This is a genomic window from Lysobacter sp. Soil_N_51 (genome assembly GCF_057655755.1).
This window is the reverse complement of the sequence record NZ_JBDGLR010000011.1, coordinates 161,093-187,460: the sequence shown is the minus strand read 5'-3', so window position 1 is coordinate 187,460 and position 26,368 is coordinate 161,093. Positions and strand designations below refer to the sequence as shown.

At 65.8% G+C, this 26,368-nt stretch carries 23 protein-coding genes and 2 tRNA genes; 1 reads left to right on the top strand and 24 read right to left on the bottom strand.

The window, feature by feature from the left end; translation table 11 throughout:
- Positions 1 to 15: 15 nt before the first annotated feature.
- The 24 genes from truB to tpiA all read right to left on the bottom strand — a co-directional run bounded on the left by truB (position 16) and on the right by tpiA (position 25,330).
- A complete protein-coding gene (gene truB / locus AC3A4T_RS21435) occupies positions 16 to 948 on the bottom strand; it encodes a tRNA pseudouridine(55) synthase TruB (protein ID WP_487677250.1) in 933 nt (310 codons plus the stop codon).
- Complete coding sequence (locus AC3A4T_RS21430) at positions 932 to 1,366, bottom strand: GlcG/HbpS family heme-binding protein (protein ID WP_487677249.1); 435 nt, start codon at positions 1,364 to 1,366, stop codon at positions 932 to 934. The genes truB and AC3A4T_RS21430 overlap by 17 nt, the downstream gene beginning before the upstream one ends.
- Positions 1,367 to 1,736: 370 nt before the next feature.
- Entirely contained in the window at positions 1,737 to 2,141 is a 405-nt protein-coding gene (gene rbfA / locus AC3A4T_RS21425) for a 30S ribosome-binding factor RbfA (RefSeq protein WP_487677248.1), read from the bottom strand.
- 111 nt (positions 2,142 to 2,252) lie between these two features.
- Positions 2,253 to 4,895, bottom strand: a complete 2,643-nt coding sequence (gene infB / locus AC3A4T_RS21420; protein ID WP_056112574.1) for a translation initiation factor IF-2 — start codon at positions 4,893 to 4,895, stop codon at positions 2,253 to 2,255.
- A gap of 212 nt (positions 4,896 to 5,107) precedes the next feature.
- Entirely contained in the window at positions 5,108 to 6,595 is a 1,488-nt protein-coding gene (gene nusA / locus AC3A4T_RS21415) for a transcription termination factor NusA (protein ID WP_487677247.1), read from the bottom strand.
- 110 nt (positions 6,596 to 6,705) lie between these two features.
- Positions 6,706 to 7,326 (bottom strand): ribosome maturation factor RimP, encoded by a 621-nt coding sequence (gene rimP, locus AC3A4T_RS21410; protein ID WP_487677246.1) that lies wholly within the window; start codon positions 7,324 to 7,326, stop codon positions 6,706 to 6,708.
- Between the two features lie 304 nt (positions 7,327 to 7,630).
- Positions 7,631 to 7,707: transfer RNA gene (locus tag AC3A4T_RS21405), tRNA-Met, on the bottom strand.
- 626 nt (positions 7,708 to 8,333) lie between these two features.
- Positions 8,334 to 9,779, bottom strand: coding sequence for an NADH-quinone oxidoreductase subunit NuoN (gene nuoN / locus AC3A4T_RS21400; protein WP_487677245.1), 1,446 nt, complete (start codon positions 9,777 to 9,779; stop codon positions 8,334 to 8,336).
- Positions 9,780 to 9,937: 158 nt separating this feature from the next.
- Positions 9,938 to 11,455: an NADH-quinone oxidoreductase subunit M gene (locus AC3A4T_RS21395; RefSeq protein WP_487677244.1), complete on the bottom strand. Its 1,518-nt coding sequence runs from the start codon at positions 11,453 to 11,455 to the stop codon at positions 9,938 to 9,940.
- 19 nt (positions 11,456 to 11,474) lie between these two features.
- Positions 11,475 to 13,649: an NADH-quinone oxidoreductase subunit L gene (nuoL, locus tag AC3A4T_RS21390; RefSeq protein ID WP_487677243.1), complete on the bottom strand. Its 2,175-nt coding sequence runs from the start codon at positions 13,647 to 13,649 to the stop codon at positions 11,475 to 11,477.
- A 6-nt stretch (positions 13,650 to 13,655) separates the two neighbouring features.
- Entirely contained in the window at positions 13,656 to 13,982 is a 327-nt protein-coding gene (gene nuoK, locus AC3A4T_RS21385) for an NADH-quinone oxidoreductase subunit NuoK (protein WP_036108545.1), read from the bottom strand.
- Complete coding sequence (locus AC3A4T_RS21380) at positions 13,979 to 14,623, bottom strand: NADH-quinone oxidoreductase subunit J (protein WP_036108546.1); 645 nt, start codon at positions 14,621 to 14,623, stop codon at positions 13,979 to 13,981. Before AC3A4T_RS21380 ends, nuoK begins: the two co-directional genes overlap by 4 nt.
- Positions 14,624 to 14,631: 8 nt before the next feature.
- Entirely contained in the window at positions 14,632 to 15,120 is a 489-nt protein-coding gene (nuoI, locus tag AC3A4T_RS21375) for an NADH-quinone oxidoreductase subunit NuoI (RefSeq protein ID WP_036108548.1), read from the bottom strand.
- Between the two features lie 17 nt (positions 15,121 to 15,137).
- Entirely contained in the window at positions 15,138 to 16,202 is a 1,065-nt protein-coding gene (gene nuoH, locus AC3A4T_RS21370) for an NADH-quinone oxidoreductase subunit NuoH (RefSeq protein WP_310981806.1), read from the bottom strand.
- Positions 16,203 to 16,217: 15 nt separating this feature from the next.
- Positions 16,218 to 18,449, bottom strand: coding sequence for an NADH-quinone oxidoreductase subunit NuoG (nuoG, locus tag AC3A4T_RS21365; RefSeq protein ID WP_487677242.1), 2,232 nt, complete (start codon positions 18,447 to 18,449; stop codon positions 16,218 to 16,220).
- A gap of 103 nt (positions 18,450 to 18,552) precedes the next feature.
- The gene (nuoF, locus tag AC3A4T_RS21360) at positions 18,553 to 19,923 is read right to left on the bottom strand and encodes an NADH-quinone oxidoreductase subunit NuoF (protein ID WP_487677241.1); all 1,371 of its coding nucleotides are present in this window, start codon (positions 19,921 to 19,923) and stop codon (positions 18,553 to 18,555) included.
- 11 nt (positions 19,924 to 19,934) lie between these two features.
- Positions 19,935 to 20,462 (bottom strand): NADH-quinone oxidoreductase subunit NuoE, encoded by a 528-nt coding sequence (nuoE, locus tag AC3A4T_RS21355; protein ID WP_056112548.1) that lies wholly within the window; start codon positions 20,460 to 20,462, stop codon positions 19,935 to 19,937.
- 151 nt (positions 20,463 to 20,613) lie between these two features.
- Entirely contained in the window at positions 20,614 to 21,903 is a 1,290-nt protein-coding gene (locus AC3A4T_RS21350) for an NADH-quinone oxidoreductase subunit D (protein ID WP_487677270.1), read from the bottom strand.
- A 20-nt stretch (positions 21,904 to 21,923) separates the two neighbouring features.
- Positions 21,924 to 22,661 carry an NADH-quinone oxidoreductase subunit C gene (locus tag AC3A4T_RS21345; protein ID WP_487677240.1) on the bottom strand — a complete coding sequence of 246 codons (738 nt, stop codon included), beginning with the start codon at positions 22,659 to 22,661 and terminating at the stop codon, positions 21,924 to 21,926.
- Positions 22,658 to 23,245, bottom strand: coding sequence for a NuoB/complex I 20 kDa subunit family protein (locus AC3A4T_RS21340; protein ID WP_036108556.1), 588 nt, complete (start codon positions 23,243 to 23,245; stop codon positions 22,658 to 22,660). The genes AC3A4T_RS21345 and AC3A4T_RS21340 overlap by 4 nt, the downstream gene beginning before the upstream one ends.
- Complete coding sequence (locus tag AC3A4T_RS21335) at positions 23,236 to 23,592, bottom strand: NADH-quinone oxidoreductase subunit A (RefSeq protein WP_487677239.1); 357 nt, start codon at positions 23,590 to 23,592, stop codon at positions 23,236 to 23,238. Before AC3A4T_RS21335 ends, AC3A4T_RS21340 begins: the two co-directional genes overlap by 10 nt.
- A 168-nt stretch (positions 23,593 to 23,760) precedes the next feature.
- Positions 23,761 to 23,845 (bottom strand) — tRNA-Leu (locus AC3A4T_RS21330).
- A 125-nt stretch (positions 23,846 to 23,970) separates the two neighbouring features.
- The gene (gene secG, locus AC3A4T_RS21325; RefSeq protein WP_487677238.1) at positions 23,971 to 24,504 is read right to left on the bottom strand and encodes a preprotein translocase subunit SecG; all 534 of its coding nucleotides are present in this window, start codon (positions 24,502 to 24,504) and stop codon (positions 23,971 to 23,973) included.
- Positions 24,505 to 24,577: 73 nt separating this feature from the next.
- Positions 24,578 to 25,330 carry a triose-phosphate isomerase gene (gene tpiA, locus AC3A4T_RS21320; protein ID WP_487677237.1) on the bottom strand — a complete coding sequence of 251 codons (753 nt, stop codon included), beginning with the start codon at positions 25,328 to 25,330 and terminating at the stop codon, positions 24,578 to 24,580.
- Positions 25,331 to 25,510: 180 nt separating this feature from the next.
- Here tpiA and AC3A4T_RS21315 point away from each other — a divergent pair, with 180 nt between their 5' ends.
- The gene (locus AC3A4T_RS21315; RefSeq protein ID WP_487677236.1) at positions 25,511 to 26,053 is read left to right on the top strand and encodes a DNA-deoxyinosine glycosylase; all 543 of its coding nucleotides are present in this window, start codon (positions 25,511 to 25,513) and stop codon (positions 26,051 to 26,053) included.
- Positions 26,054 to 26,368: the final 315 nt, after the last annotated feature.

Sequence of the window (26,368 nt, the reverse complement as noted above, 5' to 3'; positions counted from 1 at the left end):
CCCGTTCAGGACCGATCAACCGCCCTGCGCGGCCCAGCGGAACAGCCGCTGCGGCTGCAGCCGGCCGTCGGCCTGGCGCAGGCCCAGCCCGAGGCAGCGCCCGGCTTCGCCGAAGATCGCCACCTGCCCCGGTTCGCCGGCCTCGCAGGCCACCGCCTGGCCCTGGCCGAGCCGATGCGCGGCGGCCAGGTCGATCGAGACCCGGGCGAATTCGCTCAGGCCGGCTTCGATCGGCAGCAGGTGGGCGTCCAGAGCGACATCGCTGCCCTGCTCGGCCAGCGCGCGCAGCTGCTCGAGGGTGATCATGCGTGGCTGCATGAACGGCTCGACCCACAGCCGCCGCAGCACGCTGACATGAGCGCCGCAGCCCAGGGTCTCGCCGAGATCGCGGACCAGGCTGCGCACGTAGGTGCCCGAGCCGCATTCGATATGCAGCTCCAGGCGCGGGCCGTCGCGGCCGCTCAGGCGCAGCCCATGCACGACCACGTCGCGCTCGGGCGCTTCGATCGCTTCGCCGCGGCGGGCCTTGGCGTACAGCGGTTCGCCGCCCTGCTTGAGCGCGGAATAGATCGGCGCGCGCTGGCGGATCGGGCCGCGTAAAGGCGCCAGTGCGGCTTCGATCGCCGCATCGTCGAGGTCGGGCACGGGGCGTTCGAGCAGCGGCGCGCCGTCGGCATCGTCGCTGTCGGTGGTCAGGCCGAGCACCGCGGTGGCGGTATAGGCCTTGCGCGCGCCGAGCAGCAGGCCGGCGATCTTGGTCGCCTCGCCGAAGCACAGCGGCAACAGGCCGGTGGCCAAGGGATCGAGACTGCCGGTGTGGCCGCCTTTCTCGGCGCGGAACAGGTGGCGCGCCTGTTGCAGGGCCTGGTTGGAACTCAGGCCCTGGGGTTTGTCGAGCAGCAGGATGCCGTCGACGTTGCGCCAATTGCGTTTACGCGTCGTGTTCAAGCAAGCCGTCCACCCCTGCCTGCGCGATTTGCGCGTCCTGGACCGACTGCATCCCGGACACGCCGATCGCACCGATCACCTCGCCGCCCACGATCAGGGGCAGCCCGCCATCCAACGGCAACAGATTGTCCATGCCGAGCAGTCGCATGCCCAATCCGCCGGCAGCGACCGCGTCTTCGAACACCTTGGTCGGGCGGCGGAACCTCACTGCCGTCTCGGCCTTGGCCTGGGCCACGGGAATGCTCCCATATTGCGCCTGATCGAGCTTGTGAAGCATCACCAGATACCCGGTGCTGTCCACGATGGCGATCACCATCGGCCAGCCTTCGCGCTCGGCCCGCGCCTGCGCGGCGCGCATGACCCGGCTGGCGGTTGCGAACGAAATCGGGGCGCCGTAACGCGGGGGCAGCGTGGACATGCGGGGGCTCCTGGGAGAGAACAGACGGCGGCGCGAACGGCGGCCGGTGGCACGGGTTTGCGGAAACTCGGGGCAAACGGGGATAGCGATCGGCCGGATGGTAGTCCCGCTCGGCTCGGCGCGGGTATGCAGGAACTGCTGGGTGGTCGTCGCGGGCGCGGTTTCGAGTCGGGGCCGAAGCTCCTTCTGCAAAAGACGTCTAAGCCACGAGGTTTGTTGTGGGCAGGGCTTCAACCCCGACTCGGGTCACCGAGCTGCCGAGACAAACCCCGACAGGGTCGCCACCACGGCCTTGATCGATCACGGGAGTAGCGCGCCCATCGGCCACCCGCATCGGACGCTCACGCGGCCGGGCAGGCGAAGCCGCCGATCACTCCGGCTTGCCGCCGCCCTCGCCTTCGCTTTCGTCTTCGCGATCGACCAGATCGGGATGATCGCGCAACAGGTTGTCGATGCTTTCGCCGCGATCGACCGAGTCGTCGTAGTGGAAATGCAGCTCCGGCACATGCCGCAGCTTCATCGCCTTGCCGAGCTGATAACGCAGGTTCGGCGCGAGTTCCTTGAGGTCCTTGACCGCCTCGAGCGAGCGCTCGGGCTGCAGCGCGGTGACGAACACCTTGGCGTGAGCCAGGTCGCGCGAGATTTCCACGTCGGACACGCTGACCGACGGCAGGCCGTGCTCGCGCACGGCTTCATGCACGATCTTGCCCAGCTCGCGACGCAGCTGAGCGGAAACGCGATCGGTGCGGTGGAACGATTTGCTACTTGGAGGCATGGGATTCGTGATTCGTGATTCGGGATTGGTGGAGCAAGCAAAGCGGGGCTTCGAAAAGATTCGGGACCCGCTGGCGCGAATCCCGAATCCCCAATCCCGAATCCCGGCTTGTTACAGCGTGCGCTGCACTTCGATGCGCTCGAAGCACTCGATCTGATCGCCCGGCTTGACGTCGTTGTAGGCCTTCACGCCGATACCGCATTCGGTGCCGTTGCGGACTTCGTCGACGTTTTCCTTGAAGCGGCGCAGCGATTCGAGTTCGCCTTCGAACACGACCGCGTTGTCGCGCAGCACGCGGATCGGCTTGGAGCGCTTGACCACGCCCTCGACCACCATGCAGCCGGCGACCGCGCCGAACTTGGAGCTGCGGAACACGTCGCGAACCTCGGCGATGCCGATGATCTCTTCGCGGATTTCCACGCCGAGGATGCCCGACGCCACCTGCTTCACCTGGTCGATCACGTCATAGATGATCGAGAAGTAGCGCAGGTCGACGCCGTTGCCTTCGATGATCCGGCGAGCGGACGCGTCGGCGCGGACGTTGAAGCCGATCACCGTGGCCTTGGCGGTGGCCGCGGCATTGGCGTCGGACTCGGTGATGCCACCGACGCCCGAGCTGATCACGTTGATGCGGATCTGATCGTTGGACAGCGCGACCAGGGCCTGACGCAGCGCCTCGACCGAACCCTGCACGTCGGCCTTGATGACCAGGTTGAGACTCAGCTGGCCCTCGCCCTTGCCCATCTGGGCCATGATGTCTTCCATGCGGTTGCCGGCGGCGGCGACCAAGCGCGATTCGCGGCGCTTGGCGTCGCGCTGCTGCGCCACGTCCTTGGCCAGACGCTCGTCCTCGACCACGACGAAGTCGTCGCCGGCATCGGGCACGCCCGACAGACCGAGCACCTGCACAGGAATCGACGGACCGGCTTCTTCGACCTGCTTGCCGGTTTCGTCGAACAGCGCGCGCACGCGGCCGTACTGCACGCCGCACACGAGGTAGTCGCCCTTCTTGAGCTGACCCTGCTGGACCAGCACGGTGGCGACCGGGCCGCGGCCCTTGTCGAGCGAGGATTCGATCACCGTGCCGATGGCGCGGCCGACCGGCACCGCGCGCAGTTCCAGCACTTCGGCCTGCAGCGAGATCGCGTCGAGCAGATCGTCGACGCCGTCGCCGGTCTTGGCCGACAGCTCGACCATCTGGGTGTCGCCGCCGAAATCCTCGGCGACCACTTCCTCGGCCAGCAGTTCGTTCTTGACCCGCAACGGGTCGGCGCCGGACTTGTCGATCTTGTTGATCGCCACGATCAGCGGCACGCCGGCCGCCTTGGCGTGCTGCACGGCTTCGCGGGTCTGCGGCATGACGCCGTCGTCGGCGGCGACCACCAACACGACGATGTCGGTCAGCTTGGCGCCGCGCGCGCGCATCGAGGTGAACGCCGAGTGGCCCGGGGTGTCGAGGAAGCTGATCACGCCGCGAGCGGTTTCGACGTGGTACGCGCCGATGTGCTGGGTGATGCCGCCGGCTTCGCCCGAGGCGACCTTGGTGCGGCGGATGTAATCCAGCAGCGAGGTCTTGCCGTGGTCGACGTGACCCATGATCGTGACCACCGGCGGACGCGCGACCTTCTCGCCCTGCACTTCCTCGGCGTGCGCGATCAGCGCGTCCTCGGCGGCATTGGCGTTGGTGCGGACCACGGTGTGGCCGAGTTCTTCGGTGACCAGCGCGGCGGTGTCGAAGTCGATGCTCTGGTTGATGGTCGCCATGACGCCCATCTTGAACAGCGCCTTGACCACGTCGCCGCCCTTGAGCGCGAGCTTCTGGGCCAGATCGGCGACCGTGACGGTGTCGCCGATCGCGACGTCGCGCACGATCGGCGCGGTCGGACGCGAGAAGCCGTGCTGACCGCCGCCGGAGCGCGCCTGCTCGTTGGAACGACGCTGCTGCGGACGGTTGCCGCCCTTGCCGCGCGAATTGGTGGTGCGACGCGCGCGATCCGACGGGCTCAGGTGCAACTGGCCGGCGAAGCGGTTGGCCGCATCGTCGTCCTCGACCCCGGCGACCATCGCGTGCGAGCCGCGGGTCTTGTTGCGCGGCGCGTTGTGGTCGACGCGCGCCGGCGTGGCCGGCGCGGGCGGCTTGGGATGGCCGTGACCGTGCGCCGCCGCGGGCTTGCGCACCGCGGCCGGCGTCGCCGCCGTCGGCGTATCGCTGACGCTCGGCGCGGCCGCGCTGGCGTCGGCGAGCTTGAGCTTGTGCTCTTCCTCGGCCTTGGCGCGCGCGGCGTCTTCGGCCGCCTGTCGCACCGCCGCGGCGGCATCGGCGCGACGCTTGTCGTCGGCGGCCAATTTCTCCTGCTCGGCGAGGTTGCGCTGCTTGGACTCTTCGAGCTTGCGCAGGATGTCGGCGCGCTCATCGCTCGGCGACATGGGGCCGTCGTTCGGCTTGACCAGCGTCACCTTCTTGCGCACGACCACATCGACGGTGGTGCGGTTCTTGCCGCCACCGACGGTGATTTCCTGCTTGCGGCTGCGATTGAGCGTGATCTTCTTCGCCGCTTCGTCGGTTTCGGCCGGTTTATCGGCCTTGCCGTGCGAGCGCTTGAGGAAGCCGAGCAGCTTGACTTTCTCGATACTGGTCACGACCTGATCGGGGCCGCTGAACTTCATGCCGGCCTCGGCCAGCTGTTCCAGCAACTTCTCGACCGGCGTGTTCACCAGTTCGGCCAGCTTGCGGATGGTGGTTTGCTGCGACATTCGGTTTTCCGTGTCCTTCTTGGCGCGGGACGCATCCCGCGCGTGATGGCGCCATTCTAGCCCCGCGCGCGCCCTTGCACCGGCTCGCGCAAGCCTTCCGGCCTGCCCGCGGACCGGGCCGATGCCCGATCCTGCGAATCCGGGACCGGCCACTGGCCGATTCCCGGTTTGCCGCAAGACGCCTCGCCGGGCCTCTTGCGACGCATCTCACCTCATTCGAACCAGTGCTTGCGCGCTTCCATGATCAGGGCGGCGGCACGTTCCTCGTCCACGCCTTCGATATCGGTCAACTCGTCGGTCGCCAGATCGGCCAGGTCGTCGCGCGTGACCACGCCGCGCGCCGCCAGGGTGAAGGCCAGCGCCTCGTCCATGCCGTCCAGCGACACCAGGTCGGCGGCGGGCTGGTGCTCGTCGAGCTCTTCCTCGGCGGCCAGCGCCTCGTTGAGCAGGGCGTCGCGGGCGCGGGCGCGCAGTTCCTCGACGATGTCCTCGTCGAAGCCCTCCACCGCCAACAGCTCGCCGACCGGCACGTAGGCGATTTCCTCGACCGTGCTGAAGCCTTCCGAGACCAGGATGCCGGCGATTTCCTCGTCGACCTCGAGCTTGTCCTGGAACAGCTGGCGGGCCGAATTCTGCTCGGCTTCCGACTTGGCCGTCACCTGGTCCTGGGTCATCACGTTGAGCTGCCAGCCCGACAGGCGGCTGGCCAGGCGCACGTTCTGCCCGCCCTTGCCGATCGCCTGGGCCAGACGGTCCTCGGCGACCGCCAGGTCCATCGAGTGCTTTTCTTCATCGACGATGATCGACTGCACTTCCGCCGGCGCCATCGCGTTGATCACGAACTGGGCCGGATTGTCCGACCACAGCACGATATCGACGCGCTCGCCGTTGAGTTCGTTCGACACCGCCTGCACGCGCGAACCGCGCATGCCGATGCAGGCGCCGATCGGATCGGTGCGGTTGTCGTGCGCGAGCACGGCGATCTTGGCGCGATCGCCCGGATCGCGCGCGCAGGCCTTGATCGAGACCAGGCCCTGGCCGACTTCCGGCACTTCGAGCTTGAACAGCTCCATCATGAATTCCGGGGCGGCGCGGCTGATGAACAGCTGCGGGCCGCGCGGCTCGGTGCGCACGTCGAACAGGAAACCGCGCACGCGGTCGCCGGCGCGCAGCACGTCGCGCGGAATGCCCTTGTCCTTCGGGATGATCGCTTCGGCGTTGCCGCCGAGGTCGACATAGATGTTGCCGCGCTCCACCCGCTTGACGATGCCGGTGACCAGCTCGCCGACGCGATCCTTCCAGCCGTCGACGACCTGCGCGCGCTCGGCTTCGCGTACGCGCTGCACGATCACCTGCTTGGCGGCCTGCGCGGCGATACGGCCGAAATCGGGGTTTTCGATCTGCTCTTCGATGTAGTCGCCGACTTCCACGCCCTCGACTTCGTCGACCGCGTCCATCAGGCGGATCTGCCGGTCCGGCGATTCCATGACCACGTCGTCGGCGACGACTTCCATGCGGCGGAAGGTTTCGTAGTTGCCGTCTTTCTGGTCGATGCTCACGCGCACCAGCACGTCTTCGTCGTGGTAGCGCTTCTTCGCGGCCGACGCCAGCGCCGCTTCGATGGCTTCGAAGATGACCTCGCGCGGCACGCCCTTTTCGTTGGCGACCGCATCCACCACCAGCAACAGTTCCTTGCTCATTTCGTCACTCCGCACGGGTCGGCTCGCGGCCGCCGGCTATTCGGGTTGGTAATAGGCTGAAGCTTGGTATCGCTCTAAATTCTGGTACTGCTGAATTCTTGTCGGGAACTTTATTTCTTTCGCGAAGCTCCCGGCTTCGAGGGTTTGTGCTTGCCCGGGCGGGCTTTCGGCTTGGGTTTGTCGGCGCGGGCCGGAGGCGGTTCGCCCTTGCTCGGCGCGAAACCCAATGCGGCCCAGTCCGGCACGATGCGGCCCTTGTCGATATTGCTGAACGGCACGGTGAACTGGCTGCCGTCAGGCGTGCCTTCGATCGCGAACGTCACCTGCTCGCCTTCCACCGAGACGATCTCGCCCTGCAGACGGCGGCGGTTTTCATGCGGCAGCTTCAGCGTGACCTTGGCGGTCTCGCCGACGAAGCGGCGGTAGTGCTCGAGCGTGAACAGCGGCCGGTCGATGCCGGGCGAAGAGACTTCGAGGGTGTAGTTGCTGCTGATCGGGTCTTCGACGTCGAGCTGGGCCGACACTTCGCGACTGACCGCTTCGCACTCCTCGATGGTGACCGAGCGCGGCTGCTCGCCTTCGGCGTCGACATGCGCGGCCGGTACGTCGATGTAGATGCGCAGGGTCGCGTTGCCCGCCGCCGGCAGATATTCGATGCCGAGCAATTCCACGCCCAGCGACTCGACCGTCGGGGCCAGCAATGCGGCGATTTGCGTTGCCTTATCCGTCACTCGCCAGCTCTCCGTTAGCGCTTATAGGTAGGTGTGTAGCGTTGTTGGATCGGGGTGCGACTGGTGGTGCAACCCATCTTCGTTACGCGAGGTTTCCGGAATGGTTGCGTGCTCCGGCGCAATCGAAAAAGCGACTGCGCGGTACGTAGCAAATTGCGGAAACCGAAAAACAACAAGGGGCCCATTGGGCCCCTTGTCCGTACAACTGGATTTCGGTGTGTTCGCGCGAGCAGAGCGCGATCACAAAGCCCAAGCCTGCGGCCAAAAAAGAAAGCCTCGTGAGAGGCTTTCCATCAGCCGAAGCTGGTAGCGGGGGTAGGATTTGAACCTACGACCTTCGGGTTATGAGCCCGACGAGCTGCCAGACTGCTCCACCCCGCATCAGGCCGACCACTATAACGGCCGGCGGAACTTCCTGCAAGCGTTTAATCAGATTTACTTGATTCGCGCCTGCCGCTTCGAGACCGTTTGTTTCCGCGAGAAACTGCGTGAAAACGATGTCGTTGCGTGAGCCCGCAATAATAGAGCGTGTTCAAAATATTTCAAGTCTTTTTTCGGTAACGGCATGCGCGCGAAGAATCGCGAGGCGCTGGGCGCGTCAGGCGCGCGCGTCGCCGTCAGCGCGGCGATCATGGCATCTACGCTGCAGCGACCTGGGTAGGAGCGGCGTGAGCCGCGACCGTAGGGTGTCCAATCACGCCGAACCTGCACCGTATCCAGCGCACCGTAACCTGCGCCGCAAACGCGGTATCGCGGTCGCGGCTTGCGCCGCTCCTACATGGGGCTGCCCCCACTGCATCGCGATTGCAGCCAGCTACGCCGCACTTCGGCCGCCCCTGTAGGAGGCAGCGCTAGCCACGACCGCAGGGTTTGCGATCGGGCCGTAACTGCGTCACGAGCGAAGTATCGCGGTCGCGGCTCACGCCGCTCCTACAAGTTCACTGCCCAAAAACGCATCGGGCCGGCATAAAGCCGGCCCGATGGCGAATCAATACGCTTGGCCCGGATCAGGCCTGGAACGCACGCAGGCACCATTCCATGATCGGATTCCAGGTCAGGCCCAGGGTCAGCAGCGCAAGCGCATTGACCGCGAACACCACCCGCAGCGGACGGTCTTCGCTCGGCGCCGGCATCTTGCCCTCGGGCTCGTCGAAGTACATCGCCTTGATCACGCGCAGGTAGTAGAACGCGCCGACCACCGCGAACACCACGCCGACGATCGCCAGCCACAGCATGTCGCCGTGCAGCGCGGCCTTGAGCACCGCCAGCTTGGCCCAGAAGCCCAGGAACGGCGGCAGGCCGGCCAGCGAGGCCATCACGCACAGGATCATCGCGGCCAGCCACGGGTTGCGCGCGTTGAGGCCCTTGTAGTCGTCGATCTTGTCGGCCTCGAAGCCGCGGCCCGACATCACGATGATCGCGCCGAACGCCGCGGCGGTCATCAGCGAATAGCTGATCACGTAGAACATCGCCGCGGCGAAGCCCTGCGGGCCGCCGCCGGCCATGCCGATGAACAGGAAGCCGACGTGCGAAACGGTCGAATACGCGAGCAGTCGCTTGATATTGGTCTGGACCAACGCGCTGAGGTTGCCGATCGCCAGCGAGATCACCGCCAGCCCGGCCAGCAACAGGCGCCAGTGGTCGTCGAGGCCGGCGGCGCCGACATCGAGCAGGCGGTAGGTCATGCCGAACGCGGCCAGCTTGGGCGCGGCGCCGATGAACAAGGTGATCGGAGTCGGCGCGCCCTGGTAGACGTCGGGCAGCCACATATGGAACGGCGCGGCGCCGAACTTGAAGGCGATGCCGGCGACCACGAACACCACGCCGGTGACCATCATCAGCGAGGACGGACCGACCGAGCCGGCGATCGCGATCTGGTCGAGCATCAGGCTGCCGGTGGCGCCGTAGATCAGCGACAGGCCGTACAGCAGCAGGCCCGAGGCCAGCGCGCCGAGCACGAAGTACTTGATCGCCGCTTCCGAGGCCAGCGGGCTGTCGCGATCCACCGCGACCAGCGCGTACGAACACAGCGCGAGCATTTCCAGGCCGACGTAGACCATCACCAGGCTGCCGGCCGAGACCAGGAACATCATGCCGGCGATCGCGAACAGCATCAGCACCGCGACCTCGCCCTTGTAAAGGTTGCGCGCGCGCAGGTAGGGCCAGGTGTAGATCAGCGACAGGATGCCGACCACGCCGATGCCGAGCTTGAGCCCGTCGGCGGCGGTATCGCGCACGAACATGCCGCTGAGCACGGTGCCCTGCCCGCCCACGTCGAAGGCGATCAGCGCGGTCGCGATGGCGACCACGACGATCGAGGCGACGTGGGTGACGATGCGATTGCGCTCCTCGACGAACAGATCGAGCATCAGCAGCGCGAACGCGCCGATGACCACCACCAGTTCGGGCAGCAGGGGCATCAGGTCGGCGAAGGTCCGTACGGGCATGTTCATTAGTGAATCTCTTGGCGGATCAGGCCCGGTTCGAGCCTTGCTCTAGGAACGAGTGGAGAGGAGTGAGAAGTGAGCTGCGGTGCCCGCGCTTCCTACTCGTTCCTCACTGCTCGCTTCTACTCACTTCTCTGCCGCGCGGGCCGAAGCCCCCGCAGCGCTTACAGTTTGCTGGCGACGATCTGGGTGGCGAGATTGGCGATCGCCGGTTCCATCAGGTCGGTCAGCGGCTTGGGCCACAGGCCGAGCACCAGCACGCCGGCGGCGAACACACCCAGCACGAAGGCTTCGCGCGGGTTGATGTCTTCCAGCTCGGCGACGTGCGCGTTGCCCACTTCGCCCCAGATCACCCGCTTGACCAGCCACAGGGTGTAGCCCGCGCCGACGATCAGCGTCGTCGCCGCGCCGAAGGCGATCAGCGGATGGGCCTGGAACGAAGCCAGGATCACCATGAACTCGCCGACGAAACCCGAGGTGCCCGGCAGACCGGAGTTGGCCATCGCGAACAGCACCACGAACGCGGCGAACCAAGGCATGACATTGGCCACGCCGCCGTAATCCTTAATCATGCGGCTGTGCATGCGGTCGTACAGCACGCCGACGCAGGTGAACATCGCGCCCGACACGAAGCCGTGGCTGATCATCTGCACCATCGCGCCCTGCAGGCCCAGGCGCGCGGCATCGCTGCCGTGGACGTCGCCGTTGTGGACCAGGGTGAAGGCGATGAAGGTGCCCAGGGTGACGAAGCCCATGTGCGAGACCGACGAATACGCGATCAGCTTCTTCATGTCTTCCTGGACCAACGCGACCAGGCCGACGTAGATGATCGCGATCAGGCTCAGGCCGATCACCAGCCCGGCGTATTCGTGGCCGGCATCGGGCACGATCGGCAGGACGAAGCGCAGGAAACCGTAGCCGCCGATCTTCAGCATGATCGCCGCCAGGATCACCGAACCGGCGGTCGGCGCCTCCACGTGCGCGTCCGGCAACCAGGTGTGGACCGGGAACATCGGCACCTTGACCGCGAACGCGATCAGGAAACCGAAGAAGATCCACATCTGCTCGGTCGCGGTGAGCTGCAGCGCGTACATGTCCGCGAGCTGCCAGCTGCCGCCCTTGAGGTACAGGTAGATCAACCCGACCAGCATGAACACCGAGCCGAGGAAGGTGTACAGGAAGAACTTCACCGACGCGTACACGCGGCGCGGACCGCCCCACACGCCGATGATGATGAACATCGGGATCAGCATGCCTTCGAAGAAGACATAGAACAGCAGCGAGTCCAGCGCCGAGAACACGCCGACCATCAGGCCTTCGAGGATCAGGAACGCGGCGTAGTACTGGCTGACGCGCTTGTCGATCGAGGTCCAGGCGCTGATCAGCACCAGGGTCGAGGTCAGCGTGGTCAGCGCGATCAGCGCCGCCGAGATGCCGTCCGCGCCGAGGTGATAGCGGATGTCGTAGCTGGGAATCCACGCGCGCTGCTCGACCAGTTGCATCGTCGCGCTGGTGAAGTCGCCATGGGTGAACATCGTCAGGCTCAGGCCGAAGGTGACGATGGCCACGATCAGCGCGAACCAGCGCGCGGCGTTGGCGCGTTCGTTGCCGAACGCGAGGGTGGCGAAGCCGCCGAGAATCGGCAGCCAGATCAGGAGGCTAAGCAAGGGCACGGGGCTCACGTCTCGGGTCCTTGTGTGGTTATTGCCAGAACCGGATGACGACGGCCAGAAGCACAATCAGGCCGATAATCATCGCGAAGGCGTAGTGGTAGAGGTAACCGGACTGGACCCGGCGGGTCAGGTTGGCGATGAAGCCGACCAGACCGGCGCTGCCGTTGACGATCGCGCCATCGATCAGCTTGCTGTCGATCGCGCGCGAGGCCTTGCCGACCTGCACGCCGCCGCCGGCGAAGCCGTCGATCCAGAGATTGTCCATGCCGTATTTGTTTTCCAGGATGCGGATCGGCAGCTTGAACAGCTTGGCGGCCTTGGCCGGAAGTTCCGGTTTCCACAGGTACATGATCGTGGCCAGCGCGAAGCCGGAGAAGGCCAGCCAGAACGCCGGCGCGGTGAAACCGTGCAGGGCGAACTTGATCGGGCCGTGCCAGGCTTCCGCGCCGACCTGGGCGATGGTGTCGCGCGCGGCCGACAGGTCGATCGCGCCGAGGAAGAACGGCAACTGCTTCTCGTGACCGAGCCAGTCGGTGCCGAACAGCATCGGGCCGGCGGTGAAAAAGCCAATCAGTACCGACGGGATGGCCAGCAGGATCAGCGGCAGGGTCACCACCCACGGCGATTCATGGGGTTCGTGCGCGCCGTGGTGACCGTGGTCGTCGTGCTTATGGTCGTCATGTGCGTGCGCATCGTGAGCATGCTCGTCATGCGCATGAGCATCGTGCGCATGATCGTCATGACCGTGCCCGGCATGCGCGTCGCGGAAACGTTCCTTGCCGTGGAAGGTCATGTACAGCAGGCGGAAGCTGTAGAACGCGGTCACGAAGGCGCCCAGCAGCACCGCCCAGTAGGCGTACTGCGAGATCCAGCTGGCGTGTTCGCCGTGCGCGGCATGCGCGGCGGCTTCGATGATGGTGTCCTTCGAGTAGAAACCGGCGAAGAACGGCGTGCCCACCAACGCCAGCGTGCCGAGCAGGCTGGTCCAGTAGGTGATCGGCATGTACTTGCGCAGGCCGCCCATCTTGCGCATGTCCTGCTCGTGGTGCATGCCGATGATGACCGAGCCGGCGGCCAGGAACAGCAGCGCCTTGAAGAAGGCGTGGGTCATCAGGTGATACACCGCGGCCGAGTACGCTGACACGCCGAGCGCGACGGTCATGTAGCCCAGCTGCGACAGGGTCGAGTACGCGACCACGCGCTTGATGTCGTTCTGCACGATGCCGATCAGGCCGGTCCAGAACGCGGTGGTGGCGCCGATGAACAGCACGAAGTTCAGCGCGGTCTGCGACATCTCGAACAGCGGCGACATGCGCGCGACCATGAAGATGCCGGCGGTCACCATCGTCGCGGCGTGGATCAGCGCCGAGATCGGAGTCGGGCCTTCCATCGAGTCGGGCAGCCACACGTGCAGCGGCACCTGCGCCGACTTGCCCATCGCGCCGATGAACAGACAGATGCAGATCGCGGTCGGCGCCGACCATTCGACCGGCTGGTCGAGCAAGGTCCAGGTGTGGCCGAACAGGCTCAGGCTGCCGCTCCAGACCGGAATGGTCTTGTCGGCCAGCGTGCCGGCGTTGGCGAACACGGTGCCGTAGTCGAGCGAACCCAGGATCGACAGCACACCGGCGATGCCGAGCAGGAAGCCGAAGTCGCCGACGCGGTTGACCAGGAACGCCTTCATGTTGGCGAACACCGCGGTCGGCTTCTTGAACCAGAAACCGATCAGCAGGTACGACACCAGGCCCACCGCTTCCCAGCCGAAGAACAGCTGCAGGAAGTTGTTGCTCATGACCAGCATGAGCATCGAGAAGGTGAACAGCGAGATGTAGCTGAAGAAGCGCTGGTAGCCCGGATCATCGGCCATGTAGCCGATGGTGTAGATGTGGACCAGCAGCGAGACGAAGGTGACGACCACCATCATCATCGCGGTCAGCTTGTCGACCATGAAGCCGACGTGGGCCTCGTAGCCGCCGATCTGGAACCAGGTGTAGACGTTCTCGTTGAACGGCGAGGCGCCCTGCCCGGCCAGTTGCCACAGCACGTACATCGACATCGCGCAGCTGGCGGCGACGCCGAGGATGGTGATCGTGTGCGAGCCGGCGCGGCCGACCTTGCGTCCGAACAGGCCGGCGACGATGGCGCCGAGCAGCGGCGCCAGCACGATCGCGAGCAGGATGGACTTGGAGATTGCGGGTTCCATGCCGGATCAGCCCTTCATCGTGTCGATTTCAGCGACGTTGATCGTGCGCCGGTTGCGGAACAGCGTGACCAGGATCGCCAGGCCGATGGCGGCCTCGGCGGCGGCGACGGTGAGGATGAAGAACACGAACACCTGACCGGCCGGATCGGCCAACTGGCGCGAGAACGCGACGAAGTTGATGTTGACCGCGAGCAGCATCAGCTCGATCGACATCAGCAGCACGATCACGTTCTTGCGATTGAGGAAGATGCCGGCGACGCTGATGCAGAACAGCACCGCGCCCAAGGCCAGATAGTGGCCGAGCGCTAGACCCGACCCGATGAATTCGTTCATGGCTTGGCCTCCTGCGCGGCGGGCTCGGCGGGCGTGGGTTCAACCACGGCCGGCTTCGTCGCGTCCATCTTGATCATGCGCACGCGGTCGCTGGCGCGGACCCGCGACTGCTCGCTCGGATTCTGGTGCTTGGCGCCGGGACGGCGACGCAGGGTCAGCATCACCGCGGCGATCACCGCCACCGTCAGGATCACCGCGGCGACCTCGAACGGCAGCAGGAAGTCGGTGAACAGCGCCATCGCCAGCCACTTGGTGTTGGAACCGCCCGAGGCGTCGGCGGTCAGCGGCGCGACGATGCTGGCCTTGACGCCGATCAGGGTGACCATCTCCACCAGCATCACCACCGCGACCAGCAGGCCGACCGGCAGATAGCGAACGTAACCTTCGCGCAGCGGCGCGACGTCGATGTCGAGCATCATCACCACGAACAGGAACAGCACCATCACCGCGCCGACGTAGACCAGGATCAGGGCCACGCCGAGGAATTCGGCGCCGGCGATGATCCACACGCAGGCGACCGAGAAGAACGTCAGCACCAGGCTGAGCGCGGCATGGACCGGGTTCTTGACGCTGATCACGGCCACGGCTGAAAGCGTGGCCGCGGCGGCGAAGACGAAGAAGGCGATCTGGGCGAGATCCATATCAGTACTCAGCGGAAGGCGGCGTCGGCGGCGCGGCGCTCGGCGATCTCGGTCTCGAGACGGTCGCCGATCGCCAGCAGCTGCGGTTTGGTGACGATGTTCTGTCCGCGCTGTTCGAAGTGGTATTCGTGGATATGCGTTTCCACGATCGAGTCGACCGGGCACGACTCCTCGCAGAACCCGCAGAAAATGCACTTGAACAGGTCGATGTCGTAACGCGTGGTGCGGCGGGTGCCGTCGGCGCGCTTTTCCGAGTCGATGGTGATCGCCAGCGCCGGGCACACCGCCTCGCACAACTTGCAGGCGATGCAGCGCTCTTCGCCGTTGGGATAACGACGCAGCGCGTGGATGCCGCGAAAACGCGGCGACTGCGGGGTCTTCTCCATCGGGTACATCAGCGTGTACTTGGGCTTGAACAGGTACTTGAGCGTCAGCCCGAGACCCTGCATCAGCTCGATCAGGAGCAGACTCTTGAAGTAGGAAACGATGCGATTCATGTCGAGGATGCCTGTCCTTACACGTTCGGCAGGAACACTTTGTAGTACGCCATGACGGCGACTACGCAGATCCAGGCGATGGTCAGCGGGATGAAGACCTTCCAGCCCAACCGCATGATCTGGTCATAGCGGTAGCGCGGGAACGAAGCACGGAACCAGATGAAGCAGCTGGCGAAGAAGAACACCTTGGCGAACAGCCACCACCAGCCGTCGACCGACAGGAACGGAATGCCCAGGCCCTGGAACGGGCTCAGCCAGCCGCCGAGGAAGAACAGCGCGGTCAGGAAGCTGATCAGGATCATGTTGGCGTATTCGGCCAGGAAGAACAGCGCGAACGCCGAACCCGAATACTCGACCATGTGACCGGCGACGATTTCCGACTCGCCCTCGACCACGTCGAACGGCGCGCGGTTGGTCTCGGCCACGCCGGAAATGAAATACACCACGAACAGCGGCAGCATCGGCAGCGCGAACCACTCCAGCGCGCCGGCGTTGCCGGACTGCGCCATCACGATGTCGGTGAGATTCAGGCTGCCGGCACCGACCATCACGCCGACCATGGCGAAACCCATGGCGATTTCGTAGGACACGACCTGCGCGGCGGCGCGCATCGCGCCGAGGAAGGCGTACTTCGAGTTCGAGGCCCAACCGGCGAGGATGATGCCGTACACGCCCAGCGAGGTCATCGCCAGCAGATACAACAGGCCGGCGTTGGCGTTCGACAACACCGCTTTCGCATCGAACGGCACCACCGCCCAGGCCGCGAACGCCGGCGCCAGGGTCAGCAGCGGCGCGAGCTTGTACAGGAACGACTCGGCCTTGGTCGGCTGGATCACTTCCTTGAACAGCAGTTTGAACACGTCGGCGAAGGCTTGCAGGATGCCCATGCCGACGTACATCGGACCGCGGCGCACGTGCATCCAGCCGATCAGCTTGCGCTCCCAGACCACGTAGAACGCGACGGTGATGATCACCGGCATCGCGATCAGCAGGATCTTGAGCACGATCCAGGCCACCGCGCCGGCCATGCCGAACGACAGGAACCATTCGCGCGTCGGGTCGACGACCTGGGTGAAGAACATTCCATCGGCCATGGTTTAAGCCCTCCCCGCCTGCACGCGGCCAGCACCGAGCGGTGCGGTGGCGCCATGCCCGCTTTCGATCCATATCGTGCCCGGCGCGACCTGCGCGCTGAGCACGACCGGCAATGTCGCCGTGCCGGCGTCGGCGCTGAACTTGCCGACCATGCCGTCGCCGAAACCGAGCGCGGCCGCATCGTCGGGATTGAGCACGGCGCGCGGTTCCAGGTTGAGCGGATGCGATTGCAGCGCCGGCGCGCGGCGCACGGTGGCGTCGCTGCGGTAGATCGCGGTCGACACCGCGACTTCCAGCCCCTCGCCCGCCACCGTGGGCGCGCGGCCCGCGACCGTCTTGACGGCTCGCGGCGCGATGCTTGCGCGCAGACCGGCCAGATCGGTGAAGCTGAAACCGTCGGCGTTCAATTCGCCGCCGAGCGCGCGCAGCACGCGCCAGCCCGGGCGCGCTTCGCCCGGCAGTTTGCCGCCGGCCGACGCGTTCTGGGCGATGCCGTCGAGATTGGTCAAGGTCGCATCGACCTCGGGCAACAGACCGATCGGCAGGATCACGTCGGCGACGGCCTTGGTCGAACGGCAGGCGTAATGGCTGAAGGCCACGACCTGGGCCGCGCCCAATGCGCGCAGCGCACTTTGGGTATCGGCGAAATCCAGACCCGGCTCGATGCCGTAGATCACATAGGCGCCGCGCGCATCGCTGAGCATGCCGCCGGCGTCGCGCGAACTCGGCAGCACGCCGTGCTGGGCGAGGCCAACCGCGTTGGCGCCCTGCGGAATCCGGCACAGCTTGGCGCCGGTCGCATCGGCGAACGACGCGGCCGCGGCGCGGATCGCAGCCGCGTACGGGCCGTTTTCGGCCAGCGCGCCGACGATGATCGCGACGTGGTTGCCGGCTTTGGCGAACTCGCGCAACGCGTCGTCGCCGAGCGCGCCGGCGAGCTGCGACGGCGCGACGATGCGCTTGCTGGCGATGTCGAAGGTGAAATCGAAATCGACCGGGTTGACTACGTGAATCTTGGCGCCGCGAGTGAACGCCTTGCGGATGCGCTGATGCACCAGCGGCAGCTCGTGGCGCAGGTTGCTGCCGACTATCACCACCACATCGGCCTGGTCGAGTTCGGCGACCGGCATGGCGAAGGTCGCCGCCACGGCGGCGTCGGACAGATCGTGCTGCGAAATGCGGTGATCGATGTTGCCGGTGCCGAGCGCTTCGGCCAGGCGCGCGAGCAGCGCGCCCTCTTCGTTCGAGGTCGCCGGATGCGCGAGCAAGCCCAGATTGTCGCCGGCGTTGTCGCGCAGGATCTTCGCGGCGCGGGCCAGCGCTTCGTCCCACGACGCCTCGCGCCAATCGCCGTTGTCCTTCACCAAGGGACGCTGCGCGCGATCTTCCGCGTACAGGCCCTGGTGCGAATAGCGGTCGCGGTCCGACAGCCAGCACTCGTTGACCGCTTCGTTGTCGCGCGGCACGGTGCGCAGCACGTCGCCGCGGCGCAGATGCAGGAACAGATTGCTGCCGAGCGCGTCGTGATAACCGAGCGACTCGCGCGCGGTCAGTTCCCACGGACGCGCCTTGAACTGGAATACCTTGTTGGTCAGCGCGCCGACCGGGCACACGTCGATGACGTTGCCCGACAGTTCGGTGGTCAGCGGCTTGCCGTCGAAGGTGCCGATCTGCAGGTTCTCGCCACGGTACATGCCGCCGAGTTCGTAGGTACCGGCGATTTCGGCGGTGAAGCGGACGCAGCGCGTGCACTGGATGCAGCGGGTCATCTCGGTCGCGACCAGCGGACCGATGTCCTCGTCGGGCACCACGCGCTTGCGCTCGGAGAAACGGCTGACCGAACGGCCGTACCCCATCGACAGGTCCTGCAACTCGCACTCGCCGCCCTGATCGCAGATCGGGCAGTCGAGCGGATGGTTGACCAGCAGGAACTCCATCACGTTGCGCTGCGACTTCAACGCCTTTTCGCTGCGGGTGACGACCTTCATGCCGTCCATGACCGGCGTGGCGCAGGCCGGCGCCGGCTTGGGCATCTTCTCGACTTCAACCAGGCACATGCGGCAGTTCGCCGCGATCGCCAGCTTGTCGTGATAGCAAAAACGCGGGATCGGAATGCCGGCCTTGTCGGCGGCCTGGATGATCATCGACCCCTTCGGCGCGGCCATCTCGACGCCGTCGATGAAGACGGTGACATGATCGGGCGGCAGATTGGGGTTTACCGGTTGAGCGCTCACGGCGAGCTCCCCATCAAAGCGGTGAACAAGCCCCTTGAGTCAAGGGGCGCATTGTTCGAACGCAACGCGCTCGAACAATGAGGGATATGGAAGGATGCAGCGCTCATGCAGCCACCTTCTTCTCGACCACGGTGCCCGCGGCCTGATCGTCCACCAGGAATCGCTTATTGACGATCGCGTACTCGAACTCGTCCCAGAAGTGATGCAGGAAGCCCTGCACCGGCCACGCCGCGGCTTCGCCGAACGCGCAGATGGTGTGGCCTTCGATCTGGCCCGCGGCGGCGCGCAGCATCTGCAGGTCTTCCAAGGTCGCGTGCTTGTCGACGATGCGGGTCAGCATGCGGTACATCCAGCCGGTGCCTTCGCGGCACGGCGTGCATTGCCCGCAGCTTTCCTTGAAATAGAAGCGCGAGATGCGCTGACACGCGCGCACCATGCAGGCGGTTTCGTCCATCACGATGACCGCGCCCGAGCCCAGGCCGGAACCGGCCTTCTGCAGCGAGTCGTAGTCCATCGTGCAGGCCAGCATCTGCTCGGCCGGCAGCACCTTCATCGACGAACCGCCGGGGATCACGGCCTTGAGCTTGTTGCCATTGCGCACGCCGCCGGCCATCTGCAGCAGATCGGCGAACGCGGTGCCCAGGCGGATTTCGAAATTGCCCGGGTTATTGACGTGGCCGGAGACCGAGAAGATCTTCGGGCCGCCGTTGTTGGGCTTGCCGAGGTTCAAGAACCATTCCGCGCCATTGCGCAGGATCGCCGGCACCGAGGCATAGGTCTCGGTGTTGTTGATCGTGGTCGGCTTGCCGAACAGGCCGAAATTCGCCGGGAACGGCGGCTTGTAGCGCGGCTGGCCCTTCTTGCCTTCCAGCGATTCCATCAGCGCGGTTTCTTCGCCGCAGATGTAGGCACCGGCGCCGAGCGCGCCGTAGATGTCGATGTCCACGCCGCTGCCGAGCACGTTCTTGCCCAGCCAGCCGTTCTCGTAGGCTTCCTTCAACGCCTGTTCGAAATGCTCGAACGGCTCGTGATGAAACTCACCGCGCAGGTAGTTGTAAGCCACAGTCGAACCGGTCGCGTAGCACGCGATCGCCATGCCCTCGACCACCGAATGCGGATTGAAACGCAGGATGTCGCGATCCTTGGCGGTGCCCGGCTCGGATTCGTCCGAGTTGCACAGGATGTATTTCTGGGTGCCGCTGCCCTTGGGCATGAAGCTCCACTTCAGGCCGGTCGGGAAGCCCGCGCCGCCGCGACCGCGCAGGCCCGAGGCCTTGACCGCGTTGATGATCTCGTCCTGCGGGGTCTTCTCGGTCAGGATCTTGCGCAGCGCGCTGTAGCCGCCGGTCTTCAAATAATTTTCGTACGACCACGGCGTGTCGTAGTGCAGGGTCGTATAGACGACCTGGTGCTCCTGCGGAGCCGGGCCGACCGGGCCGTAGCCCTTGGAATAGTCGTGGTGACCGTGAGCCATCTCGCCCGACCTCACTTCAAGCCATCGAGCAGCTCGTCGACTTTCGTCGCGTCGAGCTTCTCGTGGTAATGACCGTTGACGACGACCACCGGCGCGCCGCAGCACGCGGCCAGGCATTCTTCCTCGCGCTTGAGGAAGACCCGGCCATCGGCGGTGGATTCGCCGAGCTTGCAGCCCAGCTTCTTTTCGGCATGCGCGACCAGTTGTTCGGCGCCGTTGAGCCAGCAGCTGATATTGGTGCAGAACGCGACGTTGTTGCGACCGACCTTCTCGGTCTCGAACATCGAGTAGAAGCTCGCGACCTCGTAGGCCCACACCGGCGGCAGGCTCAGGTACTTGGCGACCGCGGCGATCAGCTCATCGGTCAGCCAGCCGCCGTTCTGCTCCTGCGCCGCATGCAGACCCTGCAACACGGCCGAGCGCTTGCGGTCCGGCGGAAACTTGGCCAGCCAGTGGTCGATGTGCGCGCGCGTGCCGTCCGACAGTGCCACCATCGGATCGACGTGCTGTGCGGCCTCGAAATTGCCTGTCGCTTTCATAGGGGTAAAGCCGGGAATCGGGAATTGGGAATCGAGAATCGGTTGAAGCGGAACGCGGGAACCTGAGACATCCGGATCGGGTATCGCCCGGCGCGCGCTCGCGCAGCCTTGGCTTTACCGATTCCCGATTCCCAATTCCCGATTCCCGCCTTCACCGATCGATCTCGCCGAACACGATGTCGTAAGTACCGATCATCGCCACGACGTCGGCCAGCATGTGGCCCTTGACGACTTCGTCCATCGACGACAGATGCGCGAAGCCCGGCGCACGCAGCTTGCAGCGGAACGGCTTGTTGGCGCCGTCGGAGACCAGGTAGCAGCCGAATTCGCCCTTGGGCGCTTCCACCGCGGCATAGGTCTCGCCGGCCGGCACGCAATAGCCTTCCGAGAACAGCTTGAAGTGATGGATCAAGGCTTCCATGTCGTCCTTCATCTCCTCGCGCTTGGGCGGGGCGACCTTGAAGTTGTCGACGATCACGGGGCCTGGATTGGCGCGCAGCCACTTCACGCACTGCTTGATGATGCGGGTGGACTCGCGCATTTCCGCGATGCGCACCAGATAACGGTCGTAGCAGTCGCCGTTGACGCCGACCGGGATGTCGAAATCGACTTCCGCGTACTTGGCGTAGGGCTGCTTCTTGCGCAGATCCCAGGCGATGCCCGAACCGCGGATCATCGGACCGGTCATGCCCCAGGCCAGGGCCTGTTCGGGCGGAATCACGCCGATGCCGACGGTGCGCTGCTTCCAGATGCGGTTGTCGGTCAGCAGGGTCTCGTATTCGTCGACGCGCTTGGGGAAGTCGTCGGCGAACGCATCGAGATAATCGAGCATCGAGCCTTCACGCCAGGCGTTGAAGCGCTTGAGGCCGGCGCCCTTCTTCCACGGCGATTCCTTGTACTGCGGCATGCGCTCGGGCAGGTCGCGGTAGACGCCGCCGGGGCGGTAATACGCCGCGTGCATGCGCGCGCCGGAGACCGCTTCGTAGCAGTCCATCAGCTCTTCGCGCTCGCGGAACGCGTACAGGAACACCGCCATCGCGCCCAGATCGAGCGCGTTGGAGCCGACCCACATCAGGTGATTGAGGATGCGGGTGATTTCGTCGAACAAGGTGCGGATGTACTGCGCGCGCGCGGGCGCCTCGATCCCCAGCAGGGTCTCGATCGCGCGCACGTAAGCGTGCTCGTTGCACATCATCGACACGTAGTCCAGGCGATCCATGTAACCGATCGACTGGTTGAACGGCTTGGACTCGACCAGCTTCTCGGTACCGCGATGCAGCAGGCCGATATGCGGATCGGCGCGCTGCACGACTTCGCCGTCCATCTCCAGGATCAGGCGCAGCACACCGTGCGCGGCCGGATGCTGGGGACCGAAGTTGAAGGTGTAGTTGCGGATCTCGGCGTTGTTGAGGCCGGAGGTGCCGCTGTTGACCAGCGGCATGTCGGTAGCGGGGTTGCTCATCACTTCACCTCGCCACGCTGGGCGGTTTCGCCCTGGGCGGTCTGGTAGCGCGCGTCGTCGCGGATCACGCGCGGCACGCCGACCCGCGGGTCGATCGACACGGGTTCGTAGATCACCCGGCGCTTTTCAGCGTCGTAACGCACTTCGACGTTGCCGATCAGCGGGAAATCCTTGCGGAACGGATGACCGACGAAGCCGTAGTCGGTGAGGATCCGGCGCAGGTCCGGATGGCCTTCGAACACGATGCCGTACAGGTCGAACGCTTCACGTTCGAACCAATTCACGCCCGGCCAGATGTGGCACAGCGAACCAACCACCGGCAGGTCGTCATCGGCGGCGAACGTCTTCAAACGCACGCGCTGGTTGTGCTGGCACGACAGCAGATGCGCGACCGCCGCGAAACGACGCGCCGGCAGCGAATCGGCGGCGCCGTTGGGCGACTCGCCCCAACGGAAACGGCCGGCGCTCTTGCCTTCCACGCCGCGCGAGAAGCCTTCCGAGGACACGTCGGTGTCCCACTCGTCGCTGCCGTAGCTCAGGTAGTCCACGCCGCTGACGTCGACGCACTGTTCGAAACCGAATTCGTCGCGCAGCGCGAGCGCCGCCGCGAGCCATTCGGTGGGCGCGACTTCCAGGGTGATCTCGCCGCGCGGCTGCGCCACGATGACGGAAGCGCCGGCGAAGCGTTCGTTCAAGCGCTGGGCAAGCTGCGCGCTGCTCGGAGCAACGCCGCTCATTCGCGTACGCCCTGCTTGTTGTCGCCGAAGTTGGTGCCGCGACGGATCTTGCGCTGCAACTGCAGGATGCCGTAGACCAGCGCTTCGGCGGTCGGCGGGCAGCCCGGCACGTAGACGTCGACCGGGACCACGCGGTCGCAGCCGCGCACCACGGCGTAGGAATAGTGATAGTAGCCGCCGCCGTTGGCGCAGCTGCCCATCGAGATCACCCACTTCGGGTCGGGCATCTGGTCATAGACCTTGCGCAACGCCGGGGCCATCTTGTTGACCAGGGTGCCGGCCACGATCATCACGTCGGACTGGCGCGGCGACGGGCGGAACACCACGCCGTAACGGTCCAGGTCCAGGCGCGAGGCGCCGGCGTGCATCATCTCGACCGCGCAGCAGGCCAGGCCGAAGGTCATCGGCCACATCGACCCGGTACGCGCCCAATTCCACAGCGTGTCCAGGTTGGTGGTGACGAACCCCTGCTGCAGCAGCGGGTTTTCGCCTTCCGGGCGCAGGATGTCGTCGAGGCGTCCTTCCGGAATCGGGTTGTGCATCAGGCCCGACACGGTGTCGCTGACGGTTTGGATCACTCCCATTCGAGCGCTCCCTTCTTCCAGACGTAAACGAAGCCGAGCAGGAGCATGCTGGCGAAAATGCCCATCTCGATGAGCCCGATCGGACCGAGGTCGCGGAACACGGTGGCCCAGGGCACGATGAAGATGATTTCCAGATCGAAGATGATGAACTGGATGGCGATCAGGTAGTAGCGCACGTCGAATTGCATGCGCGCGTCTTCGAAGGCTTCGAAGCCGCATTCGTAGGGAGACAATTTCTCCGCGGTCGGGCGCTTGGGCCCGAGCACATTGCCTACCACCAACAGGGCGACGCCGATACCACCGGCGACGATCAGGAACAGCAGAGTCGGCAGGTATTCGGCCAGCACGCGGTGTTCTCTCGGCTACTTGTTCGGCTACATGGGCGCGTTTCCGCGACCTTGGCTTGGCGCCACAGCGCCCAGTCGTGTGGACACGCGGCGCGGCCCGCCGTGCGTGCCGCACCTGCGTACCGTGGTGCGAGTTGCGAATAACTCGATAAAGCTGACAGTTGGATGTGGTGCCCAAAGGGGGACTCGAACCCCCACGACCTAAGTCGCTACCACCTCAAGGTAGTGCGTCTACCAATTCCGCCATCTGGGCACTGCTACCAACCTGCGGCCATCCTGGCCTGGACTTCGTAAGCGCTTTGCGAAGCCGCTTGGTCATCGCTGACCGATCCTGCCATCCGAAGCAGGATACCGGAACTCTATTTTAACCTGTTTATCTCAGCCGCCAGTAGCCGGCTGCTTTGCCGGGACTGCCTGCTGAGCCGGCGCCTGCGCGGGCGTCGCCGACGGCGCGGCCGGAACCGTGCCCGCCGGTGCCTGGGTCGCCGGAGCGGCCTGACCCGAGGGAGCCTGCGGGGTCGCGCCGCTCGGCGCGGTGCCGGCCGGAGCGGTACTCGTCGGAGCGGCCGGGACGCCAGTCGCGGGCGCTGCCGGAGTACCGGTCGCCGGAGCGGGCTTGGTCGCCGGGATCTGCTGGTTCATCAGACTCTGATCGAGCTTGCTGCTCGGCGCGGCGGTGGTGACGCGGCTCGCCTGCCAGGCCATGAACAGGCTGATCACGAAGAACGCGATCGCCAGCCACTTGGTGGCCTTGGACAGGAAGTTGGACGAGCCACGGGCGCCGAACACGGTCGCCGACGCACCGCCGCCGAAACCCGAGCCCGCCTGCGCTCCCGCGCCGCGTTGCATCAGGATCAGCGCGATCATGGCGATCGCGATCAACACATAGATGACGTTGAGGAACAACAGCATCGTTAGGGATTCTTCGCTGGGTGGAACTCGTTACGACCGCGTCGGCCCGGACAGGTTCGCCGGAACGTCGCGATCAGGGTGCCGCCGCTGCCGCGATGGCGTTGAAGTCCGCTGCGACCAGAGAGGCGCCGCCGACCAGGCCGCCATCGACGTCGGGCTGGGAAAACAGCGCGGCGGCATTGTCGGCTTTCACGCTACCGCCATAAAGGATCGGTAGCGAGCCAGCAATTCTAGCATCGTGCGCCGCGATTTCGCTACGGATGAATGCGTGCATTTCCTGGGCCTGCTCGGGGCTGGCGGTTTTGCCGGTGCCGATCGCCCACACCGGTTCGTAAGCCACGATCGCGCCATCCAGGCCGAGCACGCCGACCAGTTCGAAGATCGCCGTGAGCTGTTCCTGCAAGCGCCACTGCGCCTGGCCGTCCTCGCGTTCGGCCAGGGTCTCGCCCACGCACAGGATCGGCACGAGTCCCGCGGCCTTGGCCGCGGCGAACTTGCGCGCGACCAGTTCGCTGCTTTCGTTGTGGTACTGGCGGCGCTCGGAATGGCCGACCAAACCGTAGACCGCGCCGACTTCCTTGAGCATCGTCGCGGAGACTTCGCCGGTGTAGGCGCCCTTGACGTTGCTGCTGACGTCCTGCGCGCCGAAGTTCAGGCCGCGCTCGCCGTAGTGTTCGACCAGTTCGCCCAGATACGGCAGCGGCGGCAGGATCACCCGCTCAACTCCGGCCGGCGGCGTCTGCGCCGCGACTTCGTCGAGCAGGGCGAATGCGAATTCGCGGCTGCCATGCAGTTTCCAGTTTCCGGCGACGATTCTGCGGCGCATGGCCACTCCCTTGGTGCGAAGACGGCGCAGTCTAGCGGCTGGGCGGCGTTTGGGCGAACCCGATGGCGGCGCGGCGAACCGCGACGCAGTCGACGGGCGCGCTCCGCGACCGGCGTCACGCTCGCGGCCGAGCGCCCTGCCCGCCTTTGCCGGGCGCGGTTCCGTCCCCATTGCATGGTCATGAGTCCGACCTCGAATTCGACCGTGCTGCACAGCTTCGCCCCGATCCGATCGCCACAGGCGCGGGTGCTGATCCTCGGCAGCATGCCCGGTGCGGCCTCGCTGGCCGCCGATCGCTACTACGCACATCCGCAGAACCGGTTCTGGCCGATCATGGGCACGCTGATCGGCGCCGGGCCGGAACTGGAGTATCCGCACCGGATCCAGGCCCTGCGCGCGGCCGGGATCGCGCTGTGGGACGTGCTGGCCCAATGCGAGCGCGAAGGCAGCCTGGATTCGGCGATCCGCGACGACACCGCGGTCGCCAACGACTTCGCCGGCTTCTTCGCCGGCCATCCGCGGATCGCCACGGTGCTGTTCAACGGCGCCAAGGCCGAGGCCAGCTTCCGTCGGTTCGTGCTCAAGCCGCTGGCGCGCCCGGACCTGACCTTGGTGCGCCTGCCCTCGACCAGCCCGGCCAACGCCTCGCAGCGTTACGAGGCCAAGTTGTCCGCCTGGCGCGAGGGGTTGCGCGCGGCCGGGGTGGTTGTGCGCGAGGCCTGAGCGGCCGGATCCATCGCAACACTCCCGTACTTTGGGTTGTCCATGGCGGCTTGCCGGACCCGAGGTGCATACCGGGCAAGCGAAAAGCTCAGGGGCTGAAGCCCACAAAAGCCGCCGCCCACATCGGCCCGATCTCGTATCAGCGCCCAAAATCGCGTTGCATCGATGAAACATCGCGGCCTCGCGCCTCGGTCCCGCCAAACGAACTCAAACCCTTGCCGGCAAAGGCTTTGCGGCCGATGAACACGTGTCCGACCGCGGCCCAGCGCGGCCGCGATCGCCGCTTTTCTTCGCTCCCGCGCTGTCCTGCGACCG

Coding starts and splice junctions, on each gene's coding strand:
- AC3A4T_RS21430 (WP_487677249.1), bottom strand. CDS start 1,366: ATGTCCACGCTGCCCCCGCGTTACGGCGCCCCGATTTCGTTCGCAACC.
- rbfA (WP_487677248.1), bottom strand. CDS start 2,141: ATGCCTCCAAGTAGCAAATCGTTCCACCGCACCGATCGCGTTTCCGCT.
- infB (WP_056112574.1), bottom strand. CDS start 4,895: ATGTCGCAGCAAACCACCATCCGCAAGCTGGCCGAACTGGTGAACACG.
- nusA (WP_487677247.1), bottom strand. CDS start 6,595: ATGAGCAAGGAACTGTTGCTGGTGGTGGATGCGGTCGCCAACGAAAAG.
- nuoN (WP_487677245.1), bottom strand. CDS start 9,779: ATGAACATGCCCGTACGGACCTTCGCCGACCTGATGCCCCTGCTGCCC.
- nuoL (WP_487677243.1), bottom strand. CDS start 13,649: ATGGAACCCGCAATCTCCAAGTCCATCCTGCTCGCGATCGTGCTGGCG.
- nuoK (WP_036108545.1), bottom strand. CDS start 13,982: ATGAACGAATTCATCGGGTCGGGTCTAGCGCTCGGCCACTATCTGGCC.
- AC3A4T_RS21380 (WP_036108546.1), bottom strand. CDS start 14,623: ATGGATCTCGCCCAGATCGCCTTCTTCGTCTTCGCCGCCGCGGCCACG.
- nuoI (WP_036108548.1), bottom strand. CDS start 15,120: ATGAATCGCATCGTTTCCTACTTCAAGAGTCTGCTCCTGATCGAGCTG.
- nuoH (WP_310981806.1), bottom strand. CDS start 16,202: ATGTTCTTCACCCAGGTCGTCGACCCGACGCGCGAATGGTTCCTGTCG.
- nuoF (WP_487677241.1), bottom strand. CDS start 19,923: ATGGCTCACGGTCACCACGACTATTCCAAGGGCTACGGCCCGGTCGGC.
- nuoE (WP_056112548.1), bottom strand. CDS start 20,462: ATGAAAGCGACAGGCAATTTCGAGGCCGCACAGCACGTCGATCCGATG.
- AC3A4T_RS21350 (WP_487677270.1), bottom strand. CDS start 21,903: ATGCCGCTGGTCAACAGCGGCACCTCCGGCCTCAACAACGCCGAGATC.
- AC3A4T_RS21345 (WP_487677240.1), bottom strand. CDS start 22,661: ATGAGCGGCGTTGCTCCGAGCAGCGCGCAGCTTGCCCAGCGCTTGAAC.
- AC3A4T_RS21340 (WP_036108556.1), bottom strand. CDS start 23,245: ATGGGAGTGATCCAAACCGTCAGCGACACCGTGTCGGGCCTGATGCAC.
- secG (WP_487677238.1), bottom strand. CDS start 24,504: ATGCTGTTGTTCCTCAACGTCATCTATGTGTTGATCGCGATCGCCATG.
- tpiA (WP_487677237.1), bottom strand. CDS start 25,330: ATGCGCCGCAGAATCGTCGCCGGAAACTGGAAACTGCATGGCAGCCGC.
- AC3A4T_RS21315 (WP_487677236.1), top strand. CDS start 25,511: ATGAGTCCGACCTCGAATTCGACCGTGCTGCACAGCTTCGCCCCGATC.